The 26,373-nt window shown below is 37.8% G+C and carries 8 protein-coding genes; 3 read left to right on the top strand and 5 right to left on the bottom strand.

The annotated features are described in order from the left end of the window. Window positions 1-8 precede the first annotated feature (8 nt). On the top strand, window positions 9-2,234 hold the full coding sequence (locus SGJ10_12020) for a Calx-beta domain-containing protein (protein MDZ4758847.1): 2,226 nt from the start codon (window positions 9-11) through the stop codon (window positions 2,232-2,234). Between the two features lie 43 nt (window positions 2,235-2,277). On the opposite strand, the gene ruvC is transcribed toward SGJ10_12020, so the two are convergent. From ruvC to SGJ10_11995, 5 genes are all read right to left on the bottom strand, one after another. Then, window positions 2,278-2,841 (bottom strand): crossover junction endodeoxyribonuclease RuvC, encoded by a 564-nt coding sequence (gene ruvC, locus SGJ10_12015; protein MDZ4758846.1) that lies wholly within the window; start codon window positions 2,839-2,841, stop codon window positions 2,278-2,280. 29 nt (window positions 2,842-2,870) lie between these two features. Beyond that, window positions 2,871-4,043 (bottom strand): transglycosylase SLT domain-containing protein, encoded by a 1,173-nt coding sequence (locus SGJ10_12010; GenBank protein MDZ4758845.1) that lies wholly within the window; start codon window positions 4,041-4,043, stop codon window positions 2,871-2,873. 88 nt (window positions 4,044-4,131) lie between these two features. Further along, window positions 4,132-5,553: an Asp-tRNA(Asn)/Glu-tRNA(Gln) amidotransferase subunit GatA gene (gene gatA / locus SGJ10_12005; protein MDZ4758844.1), complete on the bottom strand. Its 1,422-nt coding sequence runs from the start codon at window positions 5,551-5,553 to the stop codon at window positions 4,132-4,134. A gap of 111 nt (window positions 5,554-5,664) precedes the next feature. Beyond that, complete coding sequence (locus tag SGJ10_12000) at window positions 5,665-5,892, bottom strand: twin-arginine translocase TatA/TatE family subunit (GenBank protein MDZ4758843.1); 228 nt, start codon at window positions 5,890-5,892, stop codon at window positions 5,665-5,667. 142 nt (window positions 5,893-6,034) lie between these two features. Beyond that, window positions 6,035-6,475 (bottom strand): Hsp20/alpha crystallin family protein, encoded by a 441-nt coding sequence (locus SGJ10_11995; protein MDZ4758842.1) that lies wholly within the window; start codon window positions 6,473-6,475, stop codon window positions 6,035-6,037. A gap of 128 nt (window positions 6,476-6,603) precedes the next feature. On the opposite strand from SGJ10_11995, the gene SGJ10_11990 reads away from it, so the two are divergent. Beyond that, on the top strand, window positions 6,604-7,413 hold the full coding sequence (locus SGJ10_11990; protein ID MDZ4758841.1) for a helical backbone metal receptor: 810 nt from the start codon (window positions 6,604-6,606) through the stop codon (window positions 7,411-7,413). A gap of 597 nt (window positions 7,414-8,010) precedes the next feature. Continuing rightward, the coding region (locus SGJ10_11985) for a GEVED domain-containing protein (GenBank protein MDZ4758840.1) at window positions 8,011-26,373 on the top strand (18,363 nt) is incomplete at its 3' end.

Below are 26,373 nucleotides of genomic sequence, written 5' to 3'. Positions count from 1 at the left end.
TAAAAAAAATGAAAAAAATATCTCTTTCTCTACTCTTTGTTATAGGTTTATTATTTAGTAATAGCAACTTAGAAGCTCAATCTATAAGTTCAGCCATTGTTCCGCAATATGCCAAAGGCAATGCAGGTGCAGCAACTAATACCGCTCGTGTGCCATTTTTTATATGGGCCAAATTAACCGGATTTACTGCTAACACCACTTATCGTTATGGTGTTCGTGCCATACAAGAATCAACCGATGGTCCTACCTCAAAGGGTGGTGGTAACCAAATATTTGTGCACCAAAGCGGCAATAATACTTTTTCATCTTCATATGGACTGAAAACCGTTGGTCAATATGATTCGCTTACTACTGATAATAACGGTGAGTATGCAGGTTGGTTTGGATTGGAGCTAACAGGTAACGTGCGTTTTACGGATGGCAATTATATTAAACCGCGTATTATATTAAACGATGGAGTAGCCAATAGTTCAAATGATTCTTTTCATCTGACGACTGCTGATAGTGTTAAGTGTTTAGATTTTTCAACCACTTCAGGTTCAGGTTGTACCGGTGTTTTTTCTCATAGCAAGGCCGCTGATAAGAATTTTGCTTTTTTATATGATAATGTAAATGGATCAGGTAGACCCTTAAGCATTACATTAATTGAACAGGATGGATATGATTATAGAAATTCGGCCACTGCAGCAACATTTTATAAGAACAATGTAGATTCTATTTCAGGTGCTTGGGGTACTATTATTCCTAATAGTTTAGCAAATGGTGTTCGTAGAGTTGAAAACCATAATTTATCAGATGGGTCATTATACCATGCCGACACTGATGCAGATGGTGTTTGGGCTACAGGTAGTATTAATACTGTTAATCCAAAAGGGGGAACTACTGCTATACAAATTAGTGGAACTGATGCTCCATTAATTCCCGTAGCTCCCAAAAATCCCGTAGTAAAATTTAATAATATTACAGCTAGCATTGGCGAAGGTGCAGGGACTACCAGCGTTACTATTGATATATCTGCTGCTCCTACCAAAGGTGAAAGTATTTCTATTATAGTAAAAGGAGGAACGGCGACTAATGGTACCGATTACTCACTGGCATCCTCTTCTGCATCGTTTGCAGCGAGTAGCACCACTTCACAAAGTATTACCATAAACCTAACTGATGATGCATTAGCAGAAGGCGGAGAAGATATCGTTTTGGCTCTTCGCAATGCTTCAAATGGAATTGATATCGGAGCAGATTCGATTATGACAATTACCATTAAAGATAATGATGTTCCCAATGTATCATTTGCCTCAACAACCTCATCGGTAAAAGAAAATATTGACACCGTTTGGGTAGACGTTAATTTGGCAAATCCAGATCCTAATAATGCCACCAAAGTGGATGTGGCACTTACTGGTGGAACCGCAACAAATGGTACTGATATAAACAGCTATACTGCACAAACCGTAACTTTTGCAGCAGGCAGCACCACTGCACAAACTATATGGTTTAAAGTAAATGATGATATAGTAGACGAAAGCGACGAGACTTTAATTTTCTCATTACAAAATGCTACGAACAGTGCACAAATTACTAATGGTACAAATACCATTACTATTATAGATAACGATACAACTATTGCAGCAGTAATACCTAAAATCTCATTCAAATTCGTTTCCGATTCAGTAACAGAGGGTAATAACGCAAGTATCGCTGTTTCTATTAGTAGTGCTGATACAGCAAATGATGTAACTATAGATGTGGTATCTAACGGAGGTACTGCAATTAGCGGAACGCATTACACTTATACTACTACTAAGTTAACCTTTGCTAAAGGCACTACTACTGCCCAAAATGTTTCGGTAAGCACCATTAGCGACAAGTTGATAAGCGGAGACCATACCTTGATTTTGAAACTGCAAAATGCCTCTACAAATGCAACAATTGGTTCGCTAGATATATTTACATTAAATATTAAGGACAACGGAATGGTTGCTATTAGCGAAGTAAGCAAATTGTATCATATACAAATGATGCCCAATCCAGCAAAAGATATATTATATATAAATGCAAGCCAAGCTATCGAGCAAATTAAAATTATGGATATTAATGGGCGTGTAATTACTGATTTGATTAAAATTCAAAATAACACAGCTCAATTAGGTTTGCAACAACTGTGTGCAGGTATATATATAGTACAAATAAATATAAATGGACAAACCGCTATCGAAAAGTTGATAGTAGAATAAGTATATAATCTGTACATGGTTGGTGTCCTCACCAACCACTAATCTATTTTAATTTACTGGGATTATTTTTCACATAAGAAGCCCAACCACTTACTTTTTTATCAGTATGATTGGCTCCAGAATTGTTTTGCAAAAAGTGGCAATAAGCCACTGCCAAACCATCGGTAGCATCGAGAAAGCTTGGCGTTTCTTCAAACTTTAATATAGCCTTCAGCATAGCAGCTACTTGTTCTTTCGACGCTGACCCACTGCCGGTAATAGCCATTTTTATTTTCTTCGGTGCATATTCTGTAATTGGAATATCTCTATATAGTGCTGCCGCCATAGCAACTCCTTGAGCCCTGCCAAGCTTAAGCATCGATTGCACATTCACACCGAAGAAGGGTGCTTCGAGGGCCATTTCATCGGGATGATATTGATCGATAAGCGATAAGGTTCTTTCAAAAATATGTTTCAACTTGAGCGAATGATTATCATACTTATCCAACTTTACAACCCCTAAACTTATAAGTTCTGAATTCTTGCCAACGCATCCCACAACACCATATCCCATGATATTTGTACCTGGGTCGATTCCTATTATTATTTTATCATAAGTTTTCTGCAAAATAAATGAATATTAATTTGCTGAATATATTAGTCTTTCACGCTTAAAGTTTTCTTTTGTGCTGGAGTAAGCGTATTGATACTCTCATAATAATTTTTCTTTTCTGTAGTCACCCAAAAGTATAATACTTTTCCGGGTACAACATAATTATTTTTAAGTCTATTCCAGTATCGGGCTAGGTATAGGGTACAATCAAAATAATCGCATACTCCTGCCAAAGTTTCACCTCTTTTCACCGTATAGGCTACCTTTACTATTGCCGGTTGTGGCTTTTGAGTGGTGGCGGTATCACGTTTTACATTAGGTTTATTATCGGTTGGTTTTACAGGGATATGACTATATATATCATACTTTTTGTCTTCAAATAATTGCCCTTTACCTTTAGGTAACCTTAATATATAACGAATTTCGGCGAAAGGGATTTCTCGCTTTTTATATATAGGGTTTAATAATTCCAAAGTACGAATAGGGACATTAATTACTGATGAAATTTGATCAAAAGTTAGTTTTCGGTCTACAGCAATACTATCTATTTCCATAGGTAGGTCTAGTGCTTCGGGCGACAAATCATGTAATTTATAAAAATTAGCTATATATACCGCCGCTACAAATTTGGGAACAATATCTCGTGTTTCAGCAGGCAGGCTAAGATAGATACTCCAGTAGTTCATGCTGATACCGCTGGTTATTATAGCTTTGTTTACAGCAGCAGGTGTATTTGCATATGCAGCCATAGCAAGCATCCAATCGTTATTATATATATTTAATAAATCTTTAAAATAATTGCAAGCAGCCTTGCTCGATTTTTCCCAATCTCTCCGTTCATCAATGAAGGAGGTTTGTTTTAGTTTCTGCATTTTACCATCGTTGAACATAATCATCCAAGGGCCACTTGCTCCTGCTCCATTTATACTGCTTGGATTCATACTGCTCAGGGCAATGGGAAGGAATTTAAGTTCTTCAGGCATTTGACTAATTTTCACCTGCTTTTCTATAATAGTTTCAAAGTGTTTCCAAAGGCCTAATATTTTTTTAGTTTGCTGTGGACTATTCAAATAGTAATCAATATAATTCTTTATATAATCATTATAGGGTAATGGGATAGAATAATGCAGGCTAGATAACCTTTGCTGATATTCATTGTCGCCCTTTACAAACAACGATGCTAAACACAAAACGAGAACACTGATATGCTTTTTCACTTTTTTCAATACTATATTGTTTATTTATTCGTAAGGGTATAATACCTATATGTTTTGCTATAAATCACCTACTATATTATAACCCACATTATAGGGACACGATTTTAGACAATTCTTGAGAGAAGCTCAGTAGTTTTTTCTCCCCGAATTGTGTACCCATTAACTGAATACCCCATGGCATTCCATTAGAATGGACACCCGCAGGTAAAGAAATGGCAGGATGGCCACTCAAGTTGGCCTGCACTGTAAATATATCGGCCAAATACATGGCAACGGGGTCTTTGGTTTTTTCGCCAAATTTGAAGGCTGTGCTGGGTGTGGTGGGTGTGATAATAAAATCATAATCCGCTAATATTTTATCCGTGCTTTCCTGTATTAGTCTTCTTACACGCTGTGCTTTTGTATAATAGGCATCATAAAAATCGGAGGTAAGCACAAAGGTGCCTAGCATAATACGGCGTTGCACCTCACGCCCGAAACCTTCACTTCGCGACCTTTTAAATAGTGCATCCAAATCGCCTTTTTCACTGGTGCGGTGGCCATAGGCAAGCCCCTGATAACGGCTCAAATTACTCGAAGCCTCTGCAGTGGTCAGTACATAATATGCGGGAACCAAATAATCTAAATATGGGAATTCAACAGCTTCAACAGTATGTCCTTTTGCTCTCAGTTGTTCAAATATTGAAAATGATTGTGTACGCAATTCATCATCTAATCCTGGGTTATTAAAACAAGTATCAAGATAAGCAATTTTTAAAGGGTTGCCGGCTTTTTCCAACTTGCTATATTCGTCTACATTTTTATTGGAAGCCGTTGCATCTTTGCTGTCAGCACCTGATATTACCTCCATCAATAGAGCACAGTCATATACATTAGTCGTGATGGGTCCAATTTGATCGAACGAAGAACCATAAGCTAGTAAACCCCAGCGGCTCACTCTGCCATAACTAGGCTTAAATCCAACTTGTCCGCAAAATGCTGCGGGCTGTCTGATAGAACCACCTGTATCGCTGCCCAATGCAGCATGGCATAAACCTGCTTGAACAGCAACAGCACATCCACCGCTGCTTCCACCAGGAACGCGGGTATTGTCTTGGGCATTGAGCACAGGCCCGTAAGTGCTCGTTTCATTGCTTGCCCCCATAGCAAATTCATCGGAATTGCAGCGGCCTATTATGATGGCTCCCGCTGCTAAAAGACGTTCTACTGCGGTCGCACTATATAATGATTCAAATCCGAACAATATTTTTGAAGATGCGGTAACACTATGGCCCTTATAACAAATATTATCTTTGAGGGCAATCACCATTCCAGCTAATTTGCCACAATTACCTTTGGAAATTTCTATATCAATTTCAACAGCTCTTTGCAGGGCTTCTTCGCCCCACAATTCTATAAAAGCATTGAGATGTTTGTGCTCATTCGCATTATTCAGAAAACTCTGAACAGTTTGCACTACCGTAGTTTCACCTTTTATTAAGTTCTCTTTATATTGTTTATAATCAGCCACAGTTTTGTATAGGTTTGATAGTTAATTAATGAAGCTATTATAAACAAAAAATCACCGGCCACTATTAAGTAACCGGTGGTTTGGATGTAATTATAGCTGTATAAGAGCTTGCTATTTTTTTTCTTTTTCTTTGTCCTTCATTTCTGTTTCAATTTCGCGTTTCACATTGCTTTTAGCATCGTTAAACTCGCGAACGCCATTACCAATGCCACGCATAAGTTCTGGTATTTTTTTGCCACCAAAAAGAAGTAGCACCACAAATACAATAAGGACAATTTCGCCAGTGCCTAGTCCGCCAAGTATTAGAGGCACGTTGAGTAAGGTATTTAAAGTAAACATAATTGTTTCTATTTTATGCAGCAAAAATAGACGATTTATATTGTAAATGGTTTAAAATTTTAGGAAATAGAAATATGTATAACAAAAAAAGGTGCAGATCTTTTTGCGAAGAAACCTGCAACTTGTAATCCTAATATCCTGTTTACCTAACTTCTACCACATTTTTTGTTTTGGTTTCTATCTCTTTTTTAGGAATAGTTGCCAATAAAATCCCATTCTTAAATTCAGCACTTATGCTTGCAGCATTTGCCGTTTCACCTAAGCGGAACGAGCGACTAAAGCTTCCATAGCGAGTTTCAATGCTGCGAAATTTAGTTTTCTCTTCAGTAATTTGCTTGCGTTCGCCACTAATCGTTAGTAATCCGTCTTTCACTTCTACTTTAATTTGTTCTTTTTCCATGCCGGGCAATGCCACATGCAATTCAAAAGCGGTTTCGGTTTCAGCTACGTCAACACGAGGCGTAAAACCTTTTTCTGTTTCTGCCCTATCAAACCAAGGGTTATTAAAGGCAGCATTAAAACCAAATGGGATATAACGATCCAACAGATGGTTTCTTTTGGGGTAATATGTTTTGTAATTCATTTCGATTATTGTTTTAAATTTGAAGGCTTTTTTACCAATGTGATGCCAATGCAAATAATAATTTATTTTCAGACGTTATGTCAATATTTTTTAAATTTTAATGTCTAATTGGCTGAACATAAGACTTTATGACAAAAAATAACACTCAAGAATATTATAATACTATCGACCAAATGGGGAGAGATATTATAGTACCACGATATCCCAAAAGAATTGTATCATTGGTGCCTTCACAAACAGAACTATTATATGAGTTGGGGTTGACAGATGAGGTGGTTGGGCAAACTATATTTTGTATTCATCCGCTTGAGCAACATGGGGTAAAGCCCAGAATTGGTGGCACCAAGAAACTCAGTTTTGAAAAGATAGCAGCTTTGAAACCAGACTTAATAATAGGCAATAAAGAAGAGAATGAGCAAGGGCAAATAGAAGAGCTCATGAAACATTACCCTGTGTGGATGAGCGATATTAAAACCTTGGAAGATGCTTGTGAGATGATTGTGGCAGTGGGAAGTGTAGTAGGAAAGAATAAAGAAGCCATAGAATTGAAAAGTAAAATAGTATTTGGTTTTGAATCACTTCCGAAAATACATCCCGCATCTTGCCTTTACTTTATTTGGAGGAAACCTTGGATGGTTGCAGGGCATGATACTTTTATTGCAGATATGTTAAATAGAATTGGTCTCGCAAACTTGGCAAACACTTTTGATGGCAGATACCCAATTCTAACACATGATGATATAAGGAAACTATCGCCGCAATATATCTTGTTAAGTAGCGAACCTTATCCGTTCGCCGATAAGCACATAAAGGAGTTGGAATCAATTTGCCCCAATTCTAAAATTGTACTAGTTAATGGTGAGATGTTTAGTTGGTATGGTAGCAGATTGGTAGATTCAATCGATTTCTTCAAAAATACAACTTTTAGGAAAGGCTAAAGGCTATTTAATAACTAGGTTTTACATTTTGTTACAAATTTTAGGAATCATTGGGCACGAGATTCCTCACAATAAGCTAGTAAATCATGCTATTTATCTAATTGGTGAAACTGCTTTTTTGGATAGGATTTAGCTGAAAAAGTCGTAAATGTTTAAAAAATAGAAGGTTGTAAAATACGGAGTCTTAATTCCAGGTCGGTTAATGTTGATAAGCTGTTTATTATTAATTTGTATAAACAAGCAACTAGTAAGCAACTCTTCGAATTAAATTTGTCCATTCCTTTCAGCAGTAAAAAAAATCTGTGTTTTTGCAAAAACATAGAAAAAAAATCTAAAGTCAATCAATCTAATCCAATCTAATTAAATGTCACAAATTTTCTACACGCAATTCCGAAGTATTTTCTTGTAGCGAGCCATTTTAAGCAATCTGTATTTAGGGCCGGCTCATATTCAATTTTTTTTTACTAACTTTTAAATTAATATTTAAAAGTGAAGAGTACGCAACCCTTGACGGAATTGCTGATTTTGTGCATGCATAATACATGTCTCTTTTATATATCCATTATTAAAAAATATTAATCTAATCCAATAAATAAAATGAAACACATCTACACACAAGCCCAAAACATCTTTTGGCAAAAATCATCAAGCATTCGGAGCTTAGTTGCAATCTTATTGCTGCTCTCAACTTACCAAGGTGCATTTTCGCAGTGTTACACAGCCCCCAGTTATTGTTCACCCACTGCTTCAAATAACGCGGGGTATGGTATGGGAATGACTAATGTCAAGTTTGGTACTGCTGCTGTCACCAACCAAATTAACAATACCACCTCTGCAAATACTGTGGGTGCTGCTGGTATTTACAATTACTATTCAACACAAACTGTGAAAGCAGCTGCTGGTGTGAAAGTGGGGTTATCAATTACAAATGCTTCCAACTATCAAGCAACCATAAAGGTATTTGTGGATTATAATCTTGATGGAACATTTAATACCTCCGGAAGTGAATTGATAAATACTTATTCCCTCGTTAATGCTAGTAGTGTTACTACGGACAGCTTCACAGTTCCTTCGGGTCAAGGCAATGGTGTGTACAGATTACGTGTAATAGCTGATTATTCTAACAATGTTCCTGGACCTTGTGGCGTTTTGGCATATTCATCGGAATGCGAAGATTACAATTTATTGGTGCCTGCTTCTACCGGCGATGCTTCTGCTAATACTTTTACATCGCCCGCAAGTTTTGTGTCGGGAAATAATACAATTGCATTTTCGATGGTTAATTTAACGAACGCGAATATGACATCAGTTGATATCGGTTATAAATTAGATAATAATTCTGCTGTTACACAATCTTTAAGTAGCCTTTCAGTTGCCTCTGGCGGAATCTATACTGCTACTTTTTCAACGCAATTAAACATTTCAAGTGTAGGAACCTATACCTTAAAAATGTGGTTAAATAATGTAAACGGAAATGGAACTCAAACAGCCGCAAACGATACTATTTGCAGAACTTTTACTTATTGCACAGGTCTTAGCGGTACTTATACGATTAACCCCTCTGGAAGTGGATCAAGTAATTTTTTAAGATTTGGCCAAGCAGATAGTGCACTAATTAATTGCGGGATATCAGGCCCAGTTGTTTTTGATGTTTCTGCAGGTACTTATACTGAACAAGTTACAATACCAGCTATCACAGGAGCATCCGCCACCAATACAATTACCTTTAATGGAGGTAGTGGAAATGCTAGTACCCGTATTTTAACTTTTCCGTCTACTGTTTCTACGGCGAATTATACAGTTAATCTTTCGGGAGCTAAATACATTAGATTTTTTAATATGACTATTACGGCAAGTAATACTACTTATGGAACTGCTCTTGCCTTTGGAAGCAGTGCTGGATATGATTCATTTTACAATGTGATATTTAATGGCGTTACTACTTCCAGTAATACCCCAAACCATGCGGTTATAAATGGATATAATACTGCCAATATTTCAAACAATATGAGGTTCGATACCTGTAGCATTAATAATGGAGCCTATGGGTCTTATATTGCTTCAAATAGCAACAGTACAATCAATGCGACTTCTCAAGGAACGATGTTTAATAATTGTAATTTTACCAATCAGTATGCTTATGGAATATATAATCAGTATTTGGATGGTGTTAAATTGACCAAAAACAGGATTTCGACGAACTCTGCTTTTACTTCGTATATTGGAATGTACACCTATTGGGTTATGGTGCTGGCAGACACGAATAAAATATTAATTACTGGTAACAAGATAACTGGAGCCGTAGGTGGATATGGGATGTATAATTCTTATTTAGCTGTAAATTCAAGCGTGAATAGTGCCCGAAAGCCTTTGGTGGCAAATAATTTTATACAAATTGGTTCCGCTGCAAATAGCACCTATGGGATATTTGAACAGGGTACCTATGGAACAGATTATGTACATAATTCTGTAAATATAGGAACTTCGCAAACAACAAATGGTTCGGCGGCAGGTTGGTTTGCTGGTGGTTCTACAGGTACTAGTACTTTTCAAAATAATATTTTTGCTGCCTATAACGGGGCACCAGCAATTAGGTTCGACAATTTCACTTATTACACCACAGTTAATTATAATAACTATTATACAACTGGAACCAATCTTTGCTACTTGAGTGGCTCAGCTTATACAACTTTGGGAGCCTGGAAAACAGCAACAAGTAAGGATGCAAACTCCCAAAACCTTAATCCTTTATACACCTCTAGTACAGATTTGCACATGGGAGTTTATTGTTTAAGAGGTGTTGGTGGTTTAGGACTTATTACCACTGACTTTGATGGACAAAGCCGTGCCAGCACACCTAATATTGGGGCAGATGAAATTGCCAGTGCCACCTCGTCTAATGATGTTGGAGTCTTTTTTATTACCAGCCCATCAGGAACATTAACTTCAGGTTCTTCTCAAACTGTAAAGGCAATCGTTAAAAATTTCGGTACTGCATCGGTTTCAAGTTTAACGGTTTATTATAAGTACAATGGAGGGTCAGCAGTTTCAGAGACTTTTAATTTTGGAACGGCCTTAGCCGTTTGCGATACAGCAACGGTTACATTTTCAACAACCATTACTCTAGCTGGCGGTAGTAGTCCCCTAAAAGTGTACACAGCTTTAAGTGGTGATGGTAATTTGTCAAACGATACAGCTCAAGCTACAATTTGTACTACTTTAACCGGTAGCTATACAATTAACCCAGGAGCGGCGGCATCGTCAACAAACTTTACATCATTTACAAGTGCAGTTAGTGCTTTAACCTGCGGCGGTATGAGCAGTACCGTCACTTTTACTGTGTCAAACGGTACTTATAATGAAAGCTTTTCGCTTTCTTCCATTCCAGGTAATACCTCTAGCAGCAATACAATCACTTTTACATCAGCATCGGGTAACCCTGCTTTATGTATAATCCAAGGATTAAGCACTGCCACTTACTCAGTTCAAATGGCGGGTGCAGATTATGTTACCTTCAACAATATAGGTTTCTTAACCAGCACCTCAGGAAATGCTAGAAATGTAGAATTTACAGGAGGATCAAATAGCAATACATTTAATGGTTGTGTATTTAATAGTACCCAAAATACTTCCAACTATCATGTGTATGAGCAGAGTGTTGTAGATAATTTTAATACTTTTAGTAATAATACCTTTAATGCTGTTGGATATGCCATGTATATGGCAACCAACGGTACACGAGATCAAAAATGGGTGATATCGGGAAATACTTTTAACAATCAATATTACGCTGGAGTTTATTTAAATTATTCCGACAGTATTAATATATTGAACAATACATTTAACACAAGTTCAGCTACTGCTTATTACAGTATGTATATCGCGAATGCAGGCAATGCAATTAAAGTACTTGGCAACAATATCACCCTAAGTGGTGCAGCATCTTATGGTATCTACTTTACTAGTGTTACAGGAACTAGTACCAATAGAATCACTATTGCTAATAATGCAATAAGAGGAGGAACAAATGGCTACTATGGTATTTATGTGCAGAGCTGCAGTTATATTGATTTATATCATAATACTGTGAACATATCTGGAACTTCACTTACAACGAGTGGATGTTTATATTTCGCAAGCAATAATAACTTTAATATTAAAAATAATTTGTTTAGCAATGCTGCTGCGGGTTATTCAGTAGTAGTTCCTGCAGGAAATACTTTCTCTGCAGCTAATGTGATGGATTATAACAACTACACAACCACAGGTACCAATATAGCATTAACAAGTGGAACGGCAAGAACAACCTACGCAAATTTTGCCTCTGCAATGTCGACAGCAGCGGGCACAACGCAGAATGCTAATAGTAGCAACAAGACCCCACTTTTTGTTTCAGCACCTTCTAATTTGAATATATCGGACGGCTGTTTAACAGGGGTAAGTGGAACAGGAATTACAACTGATATTAATAGTGTTACGCGTTCCTCATCAACACCCAATATGGGTGCATACGAATTTTCTAGTTTGAGCGACAACTTAATGGTTGTGGCTATTAGGACTCCCATACCAACTGTAGGTACAGGACTTACTAATGTAGTTGTAACTATAAAAAATGTCGGGAATAACTCAGTAACATCAGGTACTATTAAGTATCAATATGATAATAATACAGCAATTTCATTGTCATTACCTTCAACTATGAATCCTTGCGATACCTTGCAGCTTACTTTCAATTCTACGAGCGGACCTGGTTCAACTGACCAACGTTTGACGGTAGCTTCTGGACTGCACTATTTGAAAGCTTTCACACAAAGCCCTAATGGAAATACTGATAATGATAAAACCAATGATACTACTGGATTTACGACTTGCACAGGTGGTATAAGCGGAACTAGCTTTACTATTAACCCTTCAGTTGCTGCAAGTGCAAGTAATTTTACTTCATTTACTTCTGCGGTTACAGCTATCACAGCTTGTGGTGGTATAAGCGGACCAGTTAAATTTACAGTTGCAGCAGGTACTTATACTGAGCAAATAAACTTAACAGGTATTTCTGGCCTGTCATCTACCAATACCCTAGCATTCGATGGAGGTGCAGGAAATGCTGCTACACGTATTTTGCAAGCAAGTGGTACAGCAAGTTTACCTTATACTATTCGTATTAATAATTTAAGCTATATAAGTATTAAGAATCTGACTATTCGTGGTACCGGTGGTAATGCATGGCCAGTTAATATATTAGCCAGTTCCACAGTTACTGCCGATACTATTAAAAATTGTATCATTGACTTTGGCTCTACTTCTGTTGCAAGTTTTAATAGTACAAACTATATGGGTATTGTTCTGAACGGCAACGCCACCTCATATAGTACCGCAGGCACTTTTGGTAATATCATAATTGACTCAAATACGATACAAGGAGGCTTTGCCAATATTATGGTTTATGCGAATAATAGCTCTTCCACAGGTGGTAACCAGTTTACAGGCAACGCTTGTAACAATGCTTATCAGTACGGGGTGTATTTACAGGGAATCAATGCAGGTACATTTGATAGAAATAGTATCAACATGAATACAAATTTGGCGTCAAGTTCTGGTCTGTATTTGAGTAGTGCAAATTCATTGGCTTCTACTAATACATGGTCTATACAAAGGAATAGTATTATCAATGCGGGCCAATATGGAATATTCCTCGCTTCTACAGCAGCCAATGCCACAAGTCGCGGTAAAATATATAATAACTTGATAGGTGGTGGATTCAGAAATACAAATCCGAGCGGACTTTATTTTTCGAGTTCGGCTTATAACTGGGACGTGATGCATAACACAGTAAATATTGATAATGCGGCCACTTCCACCTCTGCAGCTTGTATATATATGGGCAATTGCTGCACAACGGGTGCAACTCTGCTTGATGTGAGGAACAATATTTTTGCAGTCACGAATTCTGCGTCTTCGGCAGTTCCATTTTACATGCCGAACGGCTACATTTATGCAGTGATTGGAACATCATCTTTTGATTATAACCTTCTATATGTTGCAGGAGCAAATGCAGGAACCACCTATGGCTATAATGCCGGCACACTGCTGACGGCCTCTACCGTGCTAGGCAACAGCAGCTATAACACCAATTCAATTATAGGCAATCCATATCTTTATTCAAATACCGATTTGCATATAGGTATCACTTCATTCAATGTGCCTAAAATTACCGCTGTTGGAGCTGACTATAGCGGAACTAGCCGCGGATCGAGTACCGACGTGGGGGCTTATGAAACTCCCGCACTCAATAATGACCTTGGTATTACAGCCATGACAGCACCAGCTGCTCCAATATCGGCAGGTAATAACAATGTGACTGTTACTATTAAAAACTATGGTGCCAATACGGTTAATACTGCCGATGTGAGCTATAGTGTGAATGGAGGAAGTCCGGTAACGGTAGCTTTAACATCAATGGGTTTAGCTTCGGGTGCTACTATGAGTTACAGCTTTACCGGAGGAAATCAGTTTAATTTCTCATCGGGCACCAACTATGTTTTCAAAACCTATACTGGATCACCCAATGGTGTAACAGATGCTTTTAGTCAAAACGATACCTTTATTTCACCCACCACCGCAGTAGCTATTTGTGGAAACTTTACCATCAATCAAGGAGCTGCAGCATCGTCAAGTAATTTCGTGAGTTTTAACAGTGCTGTGTCAACACTAGTGGCAACGGGTGTTAGTTGTGCAACAACATTTACAGTAATGGGCACAACGCCATATACTGAGCAGGTTGATTTGTCAGGCATTCCAGGTTTGTCGGCTTCCAATACAGTTACATTTGATGGTGGAACGGGCAATGCAGCAAACCGCATATTACAAGCTGCGGGCACCGCTAGTTTGCCTTATACACTTCGTTTAAAGGATCAGAGCTATATTATCGTTAAAAACTTGACTATACGCGGCACAAGTACCAATGCTTGGCCAGTTCAAATAATGGGTTCATCAAGTTATGATACCATCAAAAATTGTATTGTTGATTTTGGCTCAACAGCAATATCTAGTTTTAATAGTACGAACTATCAAGGTATTGTTTTAAATGGTAGTGCTACAAGTTATAGTGCTACCGGAGGATTTAATAATGTCATTATTGATTCAAATACGATACAAGGCGGTTATGCAAATATTATAGCATACGATGCAAATAACTCAACTACCGGAGGCAATCAATTTACTGGTAATAGCTGTAATAATGCTTACCAATATGGAATCTACCTACAAGGAATCAATGGGGGCATAGTTGATAGAAACATTATTAATATGAACACGAACTTGACATCAAGTACGGGTTTATATATAAGTAGTGCTAATGCTTTGGCCTCAACAAACTCGTGGTCTATACAAAGGAACAAAATAACGAATGCTGGCCAATATGGAATATTCTTGGCATCGACGGGTGCCCATGCTTCAAGCAGAGGTAAGCTGTATAATAACCTAATAGGTGGTGGATTTAGAAGTACGGGCTTAAATGGAATATATTTCTCAAATTCTGCCTACAATTGGGATGTATTCCATAATACAATCAATTTAGATTTTGCAGCAACCTCAACAAGTTCAGCATGTTTATATCTAGGAAATTGTTGTACTACAGGCTCCACCACGCTTGATGTCAGAAATAACTTATTGGCAGTAACGGCCACTGGTTCAACAGCCATGCCTTTCTATATGCCTAATGGATATCTATATGCAGTAATCGGATCCTCTTCTTTTGATTACAATTTATTATATGTAAAGGGTGCAACATCTACTACAAATTATGGTTATAATGCGGGAACATATCTTACCTCATCAACTGTTATTGGCGATGCAGGTAATAATTCCAATTCGGTGATCGGGAACCCCTATTTTACTTCAAATACAGATTTGCATGTGGGCAATGCAGCCAATAATGCTCCTAAAATTACTACTGTTGGAACTGACTACAGTGGAACTTCTCGCGGCTCATCAACAGATATGGGAGCTTATGAAACCCCCGCACAAAATAATGATATAGGTATTTCTGTTATTACAGCTCCTGTTTTCCCAGTTACTGCGGGCAATAATAATATCACAGTAACTCTTAAAAATTATGGAGCAAATACCGTTACTTCGGCAAACGTGAGCTATAGTGTGAATGGAGGTAGTGCGGTTTCGGTAGCATTGTCTTCGATTTCTTTAGCTGCTAATGGTGGTACAGGTACTTATACATTTACAGGTGGTAACCAATTTAATTTCGCAGCAAATACAAGTTATATAATTAAGGCCTTTACTGCTTCACCCAATGGAGTTTCAGATGCGTTTGCAGCAAATGATACGTTTACTTCATCGCCAATAGGTGTTGCGTTATGCGGCAGTTATACCATCAACCAAGGGGCAGCGGCATCTGCTACAAATTTCACCAGCTTCTTAAATGCAGTAAACAGTTTGAACTCAGGTGGCATAAGCTGCCCAGTAAACTTTACCGTAATGGGGGCTACTGCTTATAATGAGCAAGTAGAACTGCTAAGTATACAGGGTGCCAGTACAACCAATACCATTACTTTTGATGGTGGTGCTGGAAATGCAGCAAATAGAACGATATACTTTGCAGCCTCCGCTCAAGCAAGTTCATACACAATAAGAATTAACAATACACCCGGTGTTATAATTAGAAATCTTACTATTCAAGCTACGGGAACTACCTATGGATGGCCAGTTCATATACTAGGTAATGCAGCAAACAACTCAAAAGTTAAAAGCTGTATTATTAATTATGGAGGAAGCAATGGAACCAATTCGACCAGTACTAATTTCTGCGGTATTGTATTAAACAACAGCACCACAGGTGTTACAGGAGGTCAATCAACTGCTACAGGTTTTGAACTTGATAGTAATACCATATCTGGTGGAAATACTGCAATGTATTTGTATTGTAATGTAAATTATAATGCTACAAAATGGTATGCAAGGAACAACACCATTTCCAACACTTACCAATATGGATTATATATTTACGCCAACTCATCCTTTACAATTTCACGCAATACCATCACCATGCGTACAGGATATGCTTCAAGTTCAGGTTTGAGTATTAACTATTGTTATGGAGGAAGCAATTGCGAAATCTCATATAATACGGTAACCAATGCAGGGCAATACGGAATCTATTATATATACGCTTTCCAAAATGCATCCACTACCCCTGGTAAGATGTTTAACAATATGATAGGGGGAGGATTTAGTAGCACATCTGCTCAAGGAATTTACTTAGCATACGGACAGCATTGGGATGTAGATTATAATACGGTGAACTTAGACGTAGCTACATCATCGGCTATATACAGTGCCTTCTATGTAGACCCTAGCTATTCTTATGCTCCTACCAATATGCGTAACAATATTTTTGCCTATACGGCAGGTTCAGGTTCAGGTTTGCCAGTTTATTTTGGCACTATTACAGGTCTTAGTACTTTCAATTATAATGATTATTTTAGTGCGGCATCTACCAACCTTATATATCATAATGGTACTACATATACTACTTCAACTTATACTACTGTAGGTGCAAACTCTAAAAACATTAATCCATCATTTACAAGTAGCACTAATTTAAGACATACTACTTCAACACTTAAAGCTGGAGTTACTGGTACTGGCATTTCTGATGATATAGATGGACGTAGCCGCAGTTCAACAACCCCATATATCGGTGCTTACGAAGTGCCTGTAAATAATGACCTTGGAGCAAGTATATTAGTATCGCCTTCATTACCTACATTGGCCGGCACTTTTGATGTAACAGTAAGATTCAAAAACTTTGGGGCCAACAATGTTACCTCAGGAACAGTTGGTTATATCTTTAACGGAGGCTCGGCTGTTACTACAAGTTATTCTGGTACGCTCGTGCCGCTTGACACTTCATCAAAGACATTTACAGGTGGAAATCAAATAACAATTTCTTCGGGCAGCACAAATACACTTAAAGTATTTGCAGTTGCAGCGTCAGAGGGTAATGCAAGTAATGATACGCTCACTTTTACAATCTGTGCAGGATTAAGCGGTACTTATACAATTGATACCACACAGGCAAATAGTTCAACAAATTTCAAGAGCTTTAACAGAGTGGTTAATATACTAAGTGGCTGCGGTGGTGTAGCTGGTCCAATAACATTTAACGTATCAGGCAACACTTACAGCGAGCAAGTTTCAATTGGAGCAATTAACGGAACTTCGGCAACAAACACTGTTACTTTTGTGGGTACAGATACAACCAATACTATTTTAACTTTTGCTGGTTCATCAGCATCAACCACACATACAGTATTGTTTAACGGATGCCAATATGTAACCTTTAGAAATATGAGAATTCGTGCAACAGGTGCAACATACGCGGTTCCTGTTTACTTTAATAATGCAAACAATAATAAAGTAGGAAGCTGCGTGGTGGATATTACCAATGCCCCAACCAGTAGTAGTGCAGCAGGTGCAGTATTTAGCGGTTCTTCTAGTTCTTTTAGCACTACGTCAAACTGTAATAATAACTATTTAGATTCAAATAGAATTTCATCGGGGTATTATGGTGTTTACCATGCTGGGAATAATGGTTCTGTTGTAAACTATATTAGAAACAACTACTTCCAAAATTCATATTACTATGGCGTATACCAAAATAGTAGCAGTATGTCATCCAACAAAATACTGAACAATACATTTCAATTAGCTACAGGCAATGCAAATTCATCATGTATTTATTTAATTAACGGCACGCCTGCCACTGGGTTCTATCATGAAATTAAAGGTAATACCTTCATACGCACAGGCCAATACCATATATATATATTGACATCTCAGGGTGGTGCTAGTGCAGGAGTTTCTGGCGAAATTACCAATAACTTCTTTGGCGGTTCTTGGAATAATACTAGTACAGCAGGTTGTATCAATATGTATGGGCAGAATTGGAAAATATACAACAACTCATTCTATATGACGGGTACAGCGAACTCAAGTGCATGTTTCTCGGTATGGGGTGGTACAAATACTATTGATGTTCGTAACAATATCATGGCCAATGCCCAAACTGGTGGTTCTAATTTTGCTGCTGATATTAATAATACCGCTGCGGTTTCTATATTCAATAACAACATCTTGTACGGAACAGGCGTTGATATTCTTCGTATTGGAGGAAATACTTACCAATCAGGCAATTTGGCATCGGCGGCATTCCCCAATGGAGCTGGTACCGGTTCTTCATATCAATTACCTGCTTTTGCTTCTTCTACTGATTTACATATAACTAACTCTTGCAACAATGGCGTGAATTTAGGAGTTACTACTGATATAGATGGACAAACCAGAAGCAGCATGCCAGATATAGGTGCAGACGAATACACAGGTGTAGCGAATGATGTGGGTGTATCAGCAATTGTCACTCCGTCCTTCCCCCTGTCAGCAGGTACTCAAAATGTTGTTGCTCTAATCAAGAACTTTGGTTCAGATTCGTTGTCGAGTTTGACTGTTTACTATAAATTGAACAGTAATTCAGTTGTTTCACAGTCATTCTCTTTCTCTCCAGCTTTACAACAATGTGATACTTCTTCTATTACATTCACAACACAAGCAACTATTGTTATTGGCTCTAATAACTTAAAAGTGTATACTGCGAAATCAGGTGATGCGGTTACAAATAATGACACAAGTCAATTTACACTATGCCCTGCTTTAAATGGTACTTATACTATTAATCCATCTGGAAGCGGCACAACAAATTATACTAGCTTTACTGCCGCATCTGCGGCACTTCAATGTGGTGGATTAGGCGGACTCGTTACTTTCAATGTGTCAACAGGTGTTTACACAGAACAGCTTATTATCCCAACAATTGTAGGAGCTTCGGCCACCAATCAAATTGTATTTCAATCAGCCACTTCTGTTCCTAGCGATGTAGTAATTACTTACAGCGGAACCTCAACAAATAACTATACAGTAGGTTTAATAGCAAGTAAATACATATACTTTAAAAATATGACCATTACGGCAACCAACTCAACGTATGGTACCGCGTTATTGCTTAGTTCTGGAGCATCGTATGACTCGTTCTATAATGTCACCTTGAACGGTGTTTCAACCACTACCAATTCTACAAACTTGGCTGTAATAACAATACCTAGTTCAAGTATTTCGAACTTTGTATATTTTGACACCTGCAGGATAAACAATGGGGCTTATGGTACGTATATCCAATCTTCTAGCAGTAATTCTTTTGGTGCATCCTCTAGAGGAACGGGTATTAACAATTGCGATTTTACCAACCAGTATGCTTATGGAATGTATCACCAATATCTAGATGGTATTAAAATTACCAATAATAGAATAACCACAAACTCAAGTTTGGCAACTTATTATGGTATGTATAATTACTGGATTATGGTACTTGCTGATGCGAGCAAAACATACATCACTGGTAATAAAATAAGTGGTGGACAAGGCGGTTATGGCATGTACTGTTATTATATGGGTGTTAACTCCAGTGTGACTGCTGCTCGTAGATATTTGGTAGCTAACAATTTTATTGAGATAGGTACTGGCTCCAATGCGACTTATGGATTATATGACCAGTATGGAAATGGAGTAGATTATATATATAATACCGTTAGCAATGGTACATCATCAAATGCTAATACTTCAGCTGCTGGCTACTTTGCCGCAACAGTTTATGGTACTAATACGATTCAAAACAATATTTTTGCAGGTCTCAATGGAGCAGCCGCTATTAGAATGGACAATAATACTTATTACCCTACTTGCGATTATAATGATTTGTTTACAACAGGTACTAACTTAGGATATTATTCAACAACAGGTTATGCTACCATCGGCACATGGAGAACAGCTTCCTCAAGAGATGCGAACTCTAAAAATATAAGACCTGATTTTCTATCGACCAGCGATTTACATGTTACCAATAAAGCATGTATGAATAATTTCGGAACTAATTTAAGCACTCTTATGGCGGTTGATATTGATGCACAATCTCGCTCAACCACTCCCGATTTTGGGGCCGATGAATTTACTCCGCTCTCTTATGATATTGCTTTACAAACCATATTGATACCTGTTTCAACTTCAATTTCAGCATCGACTAACTACAATATAAAAGTAAGAATTAAAAACAATGGTTCTACTACTATTTCTAGTGTGGTATTGAATTATATGGTTACAGGCTCAAGTGCAGTGTCGGAAACCTTTACACCAAGTACCGCATTGGCAGCGTGCGATACTGCTACCTATACCTTTACTACAGGTTTAACTTTCCCTTCAGGTTCTTCTACACTCAAAGTATATAGTACTACTATGAATAGTGGAAATAGTGACCAAGATAATTCAAACGACACTTTGCAGAATATTTATTGTACGCCATTTACTGGAACTATCACTGTTAACCCAGCAGTTGCTGTGAGCAGTACCAATTTTGCTACCATTAGTTCTGCCGCATCACGTTTGAACAGTTGTGGTATATCGGGTAATATAATCGTAGATATTTCTGATGGGCAGTATACTGAAAATATAGTTTTCAGTGGACAAATTCCAGGGGCAAGTCCAACTTCAACTGTAACGTTTAGACCTGCGTCAGGCGATACAGGTGTATGGATTAATTCTTTTACTGGCCACTTAGTTAATTTAAACGGTGTTAAGTATGTTAAATTTGATGGACGTGCTGGAGGAACAGGAACAAGCAGAATAATGAACTTAACTCAAACGAGTTCTGCATTCGCTGCAGTCAACTTTATCAATGATGCCGTTAGAGACACTATTCGTTATTGCAATATGTATAGCAATACTTCTGCTGGTGTAGGTACTGTTACTATCGGTACAACTAATGGTACTATTGGCAACGATAGCAATACTGTAGAATACTGTCTGTTTGATAAATCAACAGGCAATACTGCCAATCATATATATGCCTTGGGAACAGCGGCCAAAGAGAATGATTATATTACAATCAACAATAATATATTCTTGAATGCATTCCTTCCGGGTTCTACAACGGTATCTGCATTATCAATGCAGGGCAATAACCGCTATTGGAATGTCTTGGATAATAAATTTACACAAACATCTATTAATTTACCAGTGGGTGCAGTAACCTCTAACCTTACCTCAATACTTGTTAATTCAGCTACTGAGGTTGGCCATTTAATCCAGGGCAATCGCATTGGAGGAAATATAGCCGGTATTAGTGGGTCTGTATATCAAATTGGAGATGCCTCCGTTGTTTCAGGTCAGTTAAACCAAGTATTACCAATTCGTATTGGCAATACAAGTAGCACAACAACGCTTAAGTTATATTCAAATGTTCTTAAAGACATGAAAGTACATACCAATTATTCAGTCGGCCTTGCTAGTGGATTCTTAGGTATATTGGTTTCAGTAGGTAATGTGGAAATTGGTGGAGACGGCCCTGCTACAGGTAATATAGTAGGCGATAGCAGTTTGGCGGCCAATATTGAGGTGATAGCATATAATAGTGCAGGCGGACAGCGTACTAACGGTATTCGTATATTGGGTGGAATTACCTCTTGTAAAATCAAGAATAACATGGTTGCTGGCCTATCATTTAAAAATGTAAATAGCTCTTCAACTACAGTAAATGAAGTAATAGCTATTCAACAATTAAGTAATGGTGCAAACACTACTTGTTATATAGATAGTAACTTTATAGGAAGCAATGAAATTTCTAATAGCTTACAAAATGAAAATGGTAGCTTTGGTGCAACTTTAGTGGGAGGTATACAAGCAAACCCAAATGGTTCGTCTCACATACATTACATAAGAAGTAATTCAATTAACAGTTTATATAATGGTTATACTGGATCAAGTGCTGTCAATAATACTTTTGGTATTGTGGCTGGTAGTGCTGCCAGTACAGCAATCTTTAAGATAGATTCCAATAATGTATCTTATCTGGCATCTAACGACTCTAATGTGTCGACAGGAATATCAGCATCAGTTATTGGTATTGGTTTAAGTAGCGGCACAACACAAAGTAATCCTGAAATATTGAGAAATACAGTTAGCAATTTGTCATCATTTAAAGGTAACACTTCAATGTATGGTATATTCTATAACAATAGTGGGACAGGTTCGCAAGTGAGCAGAAATAAAGTATATGCACTATCTAATAGTTCTAATACAGGTACCTTTACAAATATATCGGGTATATACAATAGTTTGGGTAATGGCGTTACAGTTGCAAACAACCAAATTTCATTAATTCAAAATGGTTCAAGCACAAATAGTATGATAGGTATTTCTGACAATACTTCAACAAACACACAGAACTATCATTATAATACAGTATATATTGCGGGGTCACAAAGTGGAATCGTTGCAGGATCAACTGCATTTGGCAGGGCTGGCAGCGGATCTACTTTAAATATTAGGAACAATATATTATATAACAGCCACACATCAGCAGGAACAAATTATATATATACCATACCTACTGCTTGGTCATCTACAACAAGCTTGTATAACTTCTTTGCGAGTGCAGATACTTCTAATTCATTCTACGTTTCTGGAACAACAACAACTCATGGCTTTAGCTCATGGACTATAAATGTTTCAGATGGTTCAGGCAACACAAGTGCAAATACAACAACAAATGTGATAGCCTCTAACTTCTTTAAGGATGCTGTTAATGGTAACCTTAATATCAATTCCGATTATTGTGAAGTTAACAATAAAGGAACAGCAGTAGGTACTACCAATGATATTGATGGTGAAACAAGAAGTGGTAGCACTCCTGATATTGGAGCAGATGAATTCAACATGAACTTTGACTTGGGCGTATCATCGATTAAAACACCTACAAGTGGTTTGAATAGAACTAGTACAGAACTGGTAAAGGTTTGGGTGAAAAACTATAGCTCCACAATAACAGTTCCTGCAGGAACTAACTTTAAAGCTGGATTTATTGTTGATGGGGTAACTGTTAGTATACAGAATTTAACTACTGTTTCATCAATTAACGTGGGCGATTCACAGCTATTCACATTTACAGCTACCGCCAACGTGGGTGCTTACACTACTCACACCATGAAAGCATGGACACAGATATGTGATGGTACTGCTTCAAACGATTCAACTTCATCTATTATTATCAACCAATTAGGCGATAATTTAGGAGTAACAGCAATGCTTTCGCCTGGTACAAGTTGCATTTATGGTCCCAACCAAACAGTTTCGTTCAGGTTCAAAAATTTAGGTTATGATACAGTTAAAATGGCTATTAATAATGTGATTGTTAGAACTAAAGTCACAATACCCGGTGGTTCAATTGTCTCATTGCCCGATGTAACTTTAGCTAGCGGAACAATGCTTCCTGGAGACTCTCTTAATGCAACTCCAACAAACACGTTTAATATGAGTACTACTGGTAATTACATATTCAAATCGTACACTATATACGCTTTAGATGTAACACATACTGATGATACTTTAATTCAAACAATCGCAGTGGTAGCTCCATTGGCCTTGCCATACACGCAAGACTTCAATGCAAGCACATCAACCCCATCAGGTTGGACACTCGCAACAGGTTTCAGCGTTGGTAGCGGAACAGGGGCTATGGGCACCAATGGGATTAGAATTAACAACAACAGTGCTACATTAAATGGTCTGGCAATACTGCCCAAAGTAGGAGCTTTAAGTGCTACTTCAGCTATACAGTTTGATTATAAAATAACAGATGTTTCGGGTGGTGGTGCTACTACATTAACGTCTGAAGATTCTCTTTTATTGCAAATATCAACAGATTGCGGAGTGACTTATAATTCTGTTTCTTCGATTAATGCGTCTAATCACACTGCTACAACTTCATTTACTACAATATTGACCAGTATTTCATCGTATAGTGGTCAGAATGTAATCTTAAGATTGGTAGGTAAAACAACTGGGTCAACTACAAGCAACTATTATCTAGATATTGATAATATCAATGTATACAACCAAGCCGCAATGAGTTATGTTACAAGCAATGTGACCCAAAATAACCTGAGCAATGTATTGCGTGGCACTAATGATGCTGAAGTATTGCGTTTGAAAGTGGTAACAACAGGCAACATTACACCTCTAGTAGTTAATAATATACGTTTTGTTACTGCGGGAACTACCAATGTGGCTGACTTGGTGAACGCTAAAATATTCTTTACAAGCAACAACAATATATATAACACTGCCACACAAGTAGGTTCTACTGTTTCAAGCCCGAATGGATATGTAGTGGTAAACTTTACCACACCAGTTACATTGGGTACCGGAAATAACTATTTCTGGTTGAGCTATACAGTTTCTCCAACTGCTCCAATAGGCAATAAAATAGATGCATATATTGATTATTTAACTGTTAATAGTAACGTAAAAATGCCTATTCCTAAAACCGCTGTGGGCGATAGGATGGTTTACTATTGCAGCCCTGTGCATGTTACTGGCTGTGGGCTTGGCTTTATTGACGGTGTGCAATTAGGTACTATTAATAATACCGGTTCGGGTTGTTCAAGCACTAGTGATAGTTCATGGTCCAATTATTTTACCTCTAACTTAAGTTCACGCACCACCAATTTGCGAGGAAATAATAACTACACACTCACCTTTACAAACTCTGCAAAACCTCAAAAGGTGGTTATGTGGATAGATTATAACCGCAATGGAATTTATGATATATCAGAATATACATTAATTAGCTCAAATGTTGCTTCAAGTGTCGCTATTACCTATGATATTACTATGCCTGCTTCAGTAACAGCAGGAACTGCAGGAATGCGTATTAGAACAGTAGATACAAACACTGTAATAACAGCCGCCGACGCTTGTGCCTCATTTGCAAACGGGGAAACAGAAGATTATAAAGTATCACTGCAAGCCCCATGCGATTGGGTAGGAGGTTTCTCTACACTATGGTATAATCCTTCAAACTGGGCATCTAATAGTGTGCCTACTGCTGCAGATAACGTGAGAATACCAGCTATTGCCACCTTTATGCCTTGGGTAACTGGGGCTAGTTACGGTAAAGATATCACTATTGATACAGGTGCAACCGTTACCATTGTAGCTGGTGGAACGCTATATGTTGTTCGCAATTATTATCGATATGGCATGCTCGATCACGTAGGAGGATCACTAACTTTATACACTCCACAATCAATTCCCGCAGATACGCATGTAGTGCTTTCGATTAATGGTGTGGGTACTTATACACTGCAAGGAAATTCCAAGATCAATAACCAGCTGTTTATTGGAACGGGTACTATATTAAACGATGGTGGTAATGTAATAACTATTGCTAAAGACATTATGAATAATGGGACCCATACTGGTACAGGTAAAATGGTATTTGCTGGCACTGCATCTCAAAGTATTGCAGGAACTAGTAATATATATAAGAACATAGAATTCGTTTCTGCTTTTACTGTTCGTGCGGTCAGTAATATGACCGTTACCGGCAACTTAGGTCTAAACCCAGGATCACTTACTTATCAAGGGGTTAATTTAAATTTAGGTACATTTACCAGTACTGATAGTATTGCAATATATGGTACTGGCAACGTGATGAATACCACTGCTGTAGGAATGCTTAGCGTGTTGGGAGATACTGGGGCAGCCAAAGTCGTAGGCCTACGTGTACAAACAAAGGGAACTATATTCATTCACAGGCTCAAAGGTGTTCGACTAGGCGGAAACTTAACCTGCGACGGTGCACTTATGTTGGATTCTGGAGTGCTTGATTTGAATGGATTTAATGCAACTATTGGAACAACAACTACCGCTTCAAGTAGTTTAATTACTACAGGGGGAGCACTTAATAATAGCAGCAGCACAGCGGGCACATTGAACTTATACGGTGCTATTGCTGCAACCCCAATTAGCAATCTTAAAATAGGTAGTCAATTCAAAGTATAT

This window comes from Bacteroidota bacterium, assembly GCA_034439655.1.
Classification (GTDB): Bacteria; Bacteroidota; Bacteroidia; order UKL13-3; family UKL13-3; genus CANJUD01.
The sequence above is the reverse complement of the archived record's forward strand: the minus strand, read 5'-3'. Positions and strand labels throughout refer to the sequence as shown.

Bases quoted from the DNA above. Each gene is read 5' to 3' on its own strand.
- SGJ10_12020 (MDZ4758847.1), top strand. From the start codon at position 9: ATGAAAAAAATATCTCTTTCTCTACTCTTTGTTATAGGTTTATTATTT.
- SGJ10_12000 (MDZ4758843.1), bottom strand. From the start codon at position 5,892: ATGTTTACTTTAAATACCTTACTCAACGTGCCTCTAATACTTGGCGGA.
- SGJ10_11995 (MDZ4758842.1), bottom strand. From the start codon at position 6,475: ATGAATTACAAAACATATTACCCCAAAAGAAACCATCTGTTGGATCGT.
- SGJ10_11990 (MDZ4758841.1), top strand. From the start codon at position 6,604: ATGACAAAAAATAACACTCAAGAATATTATAATACTATCGACCAAATG.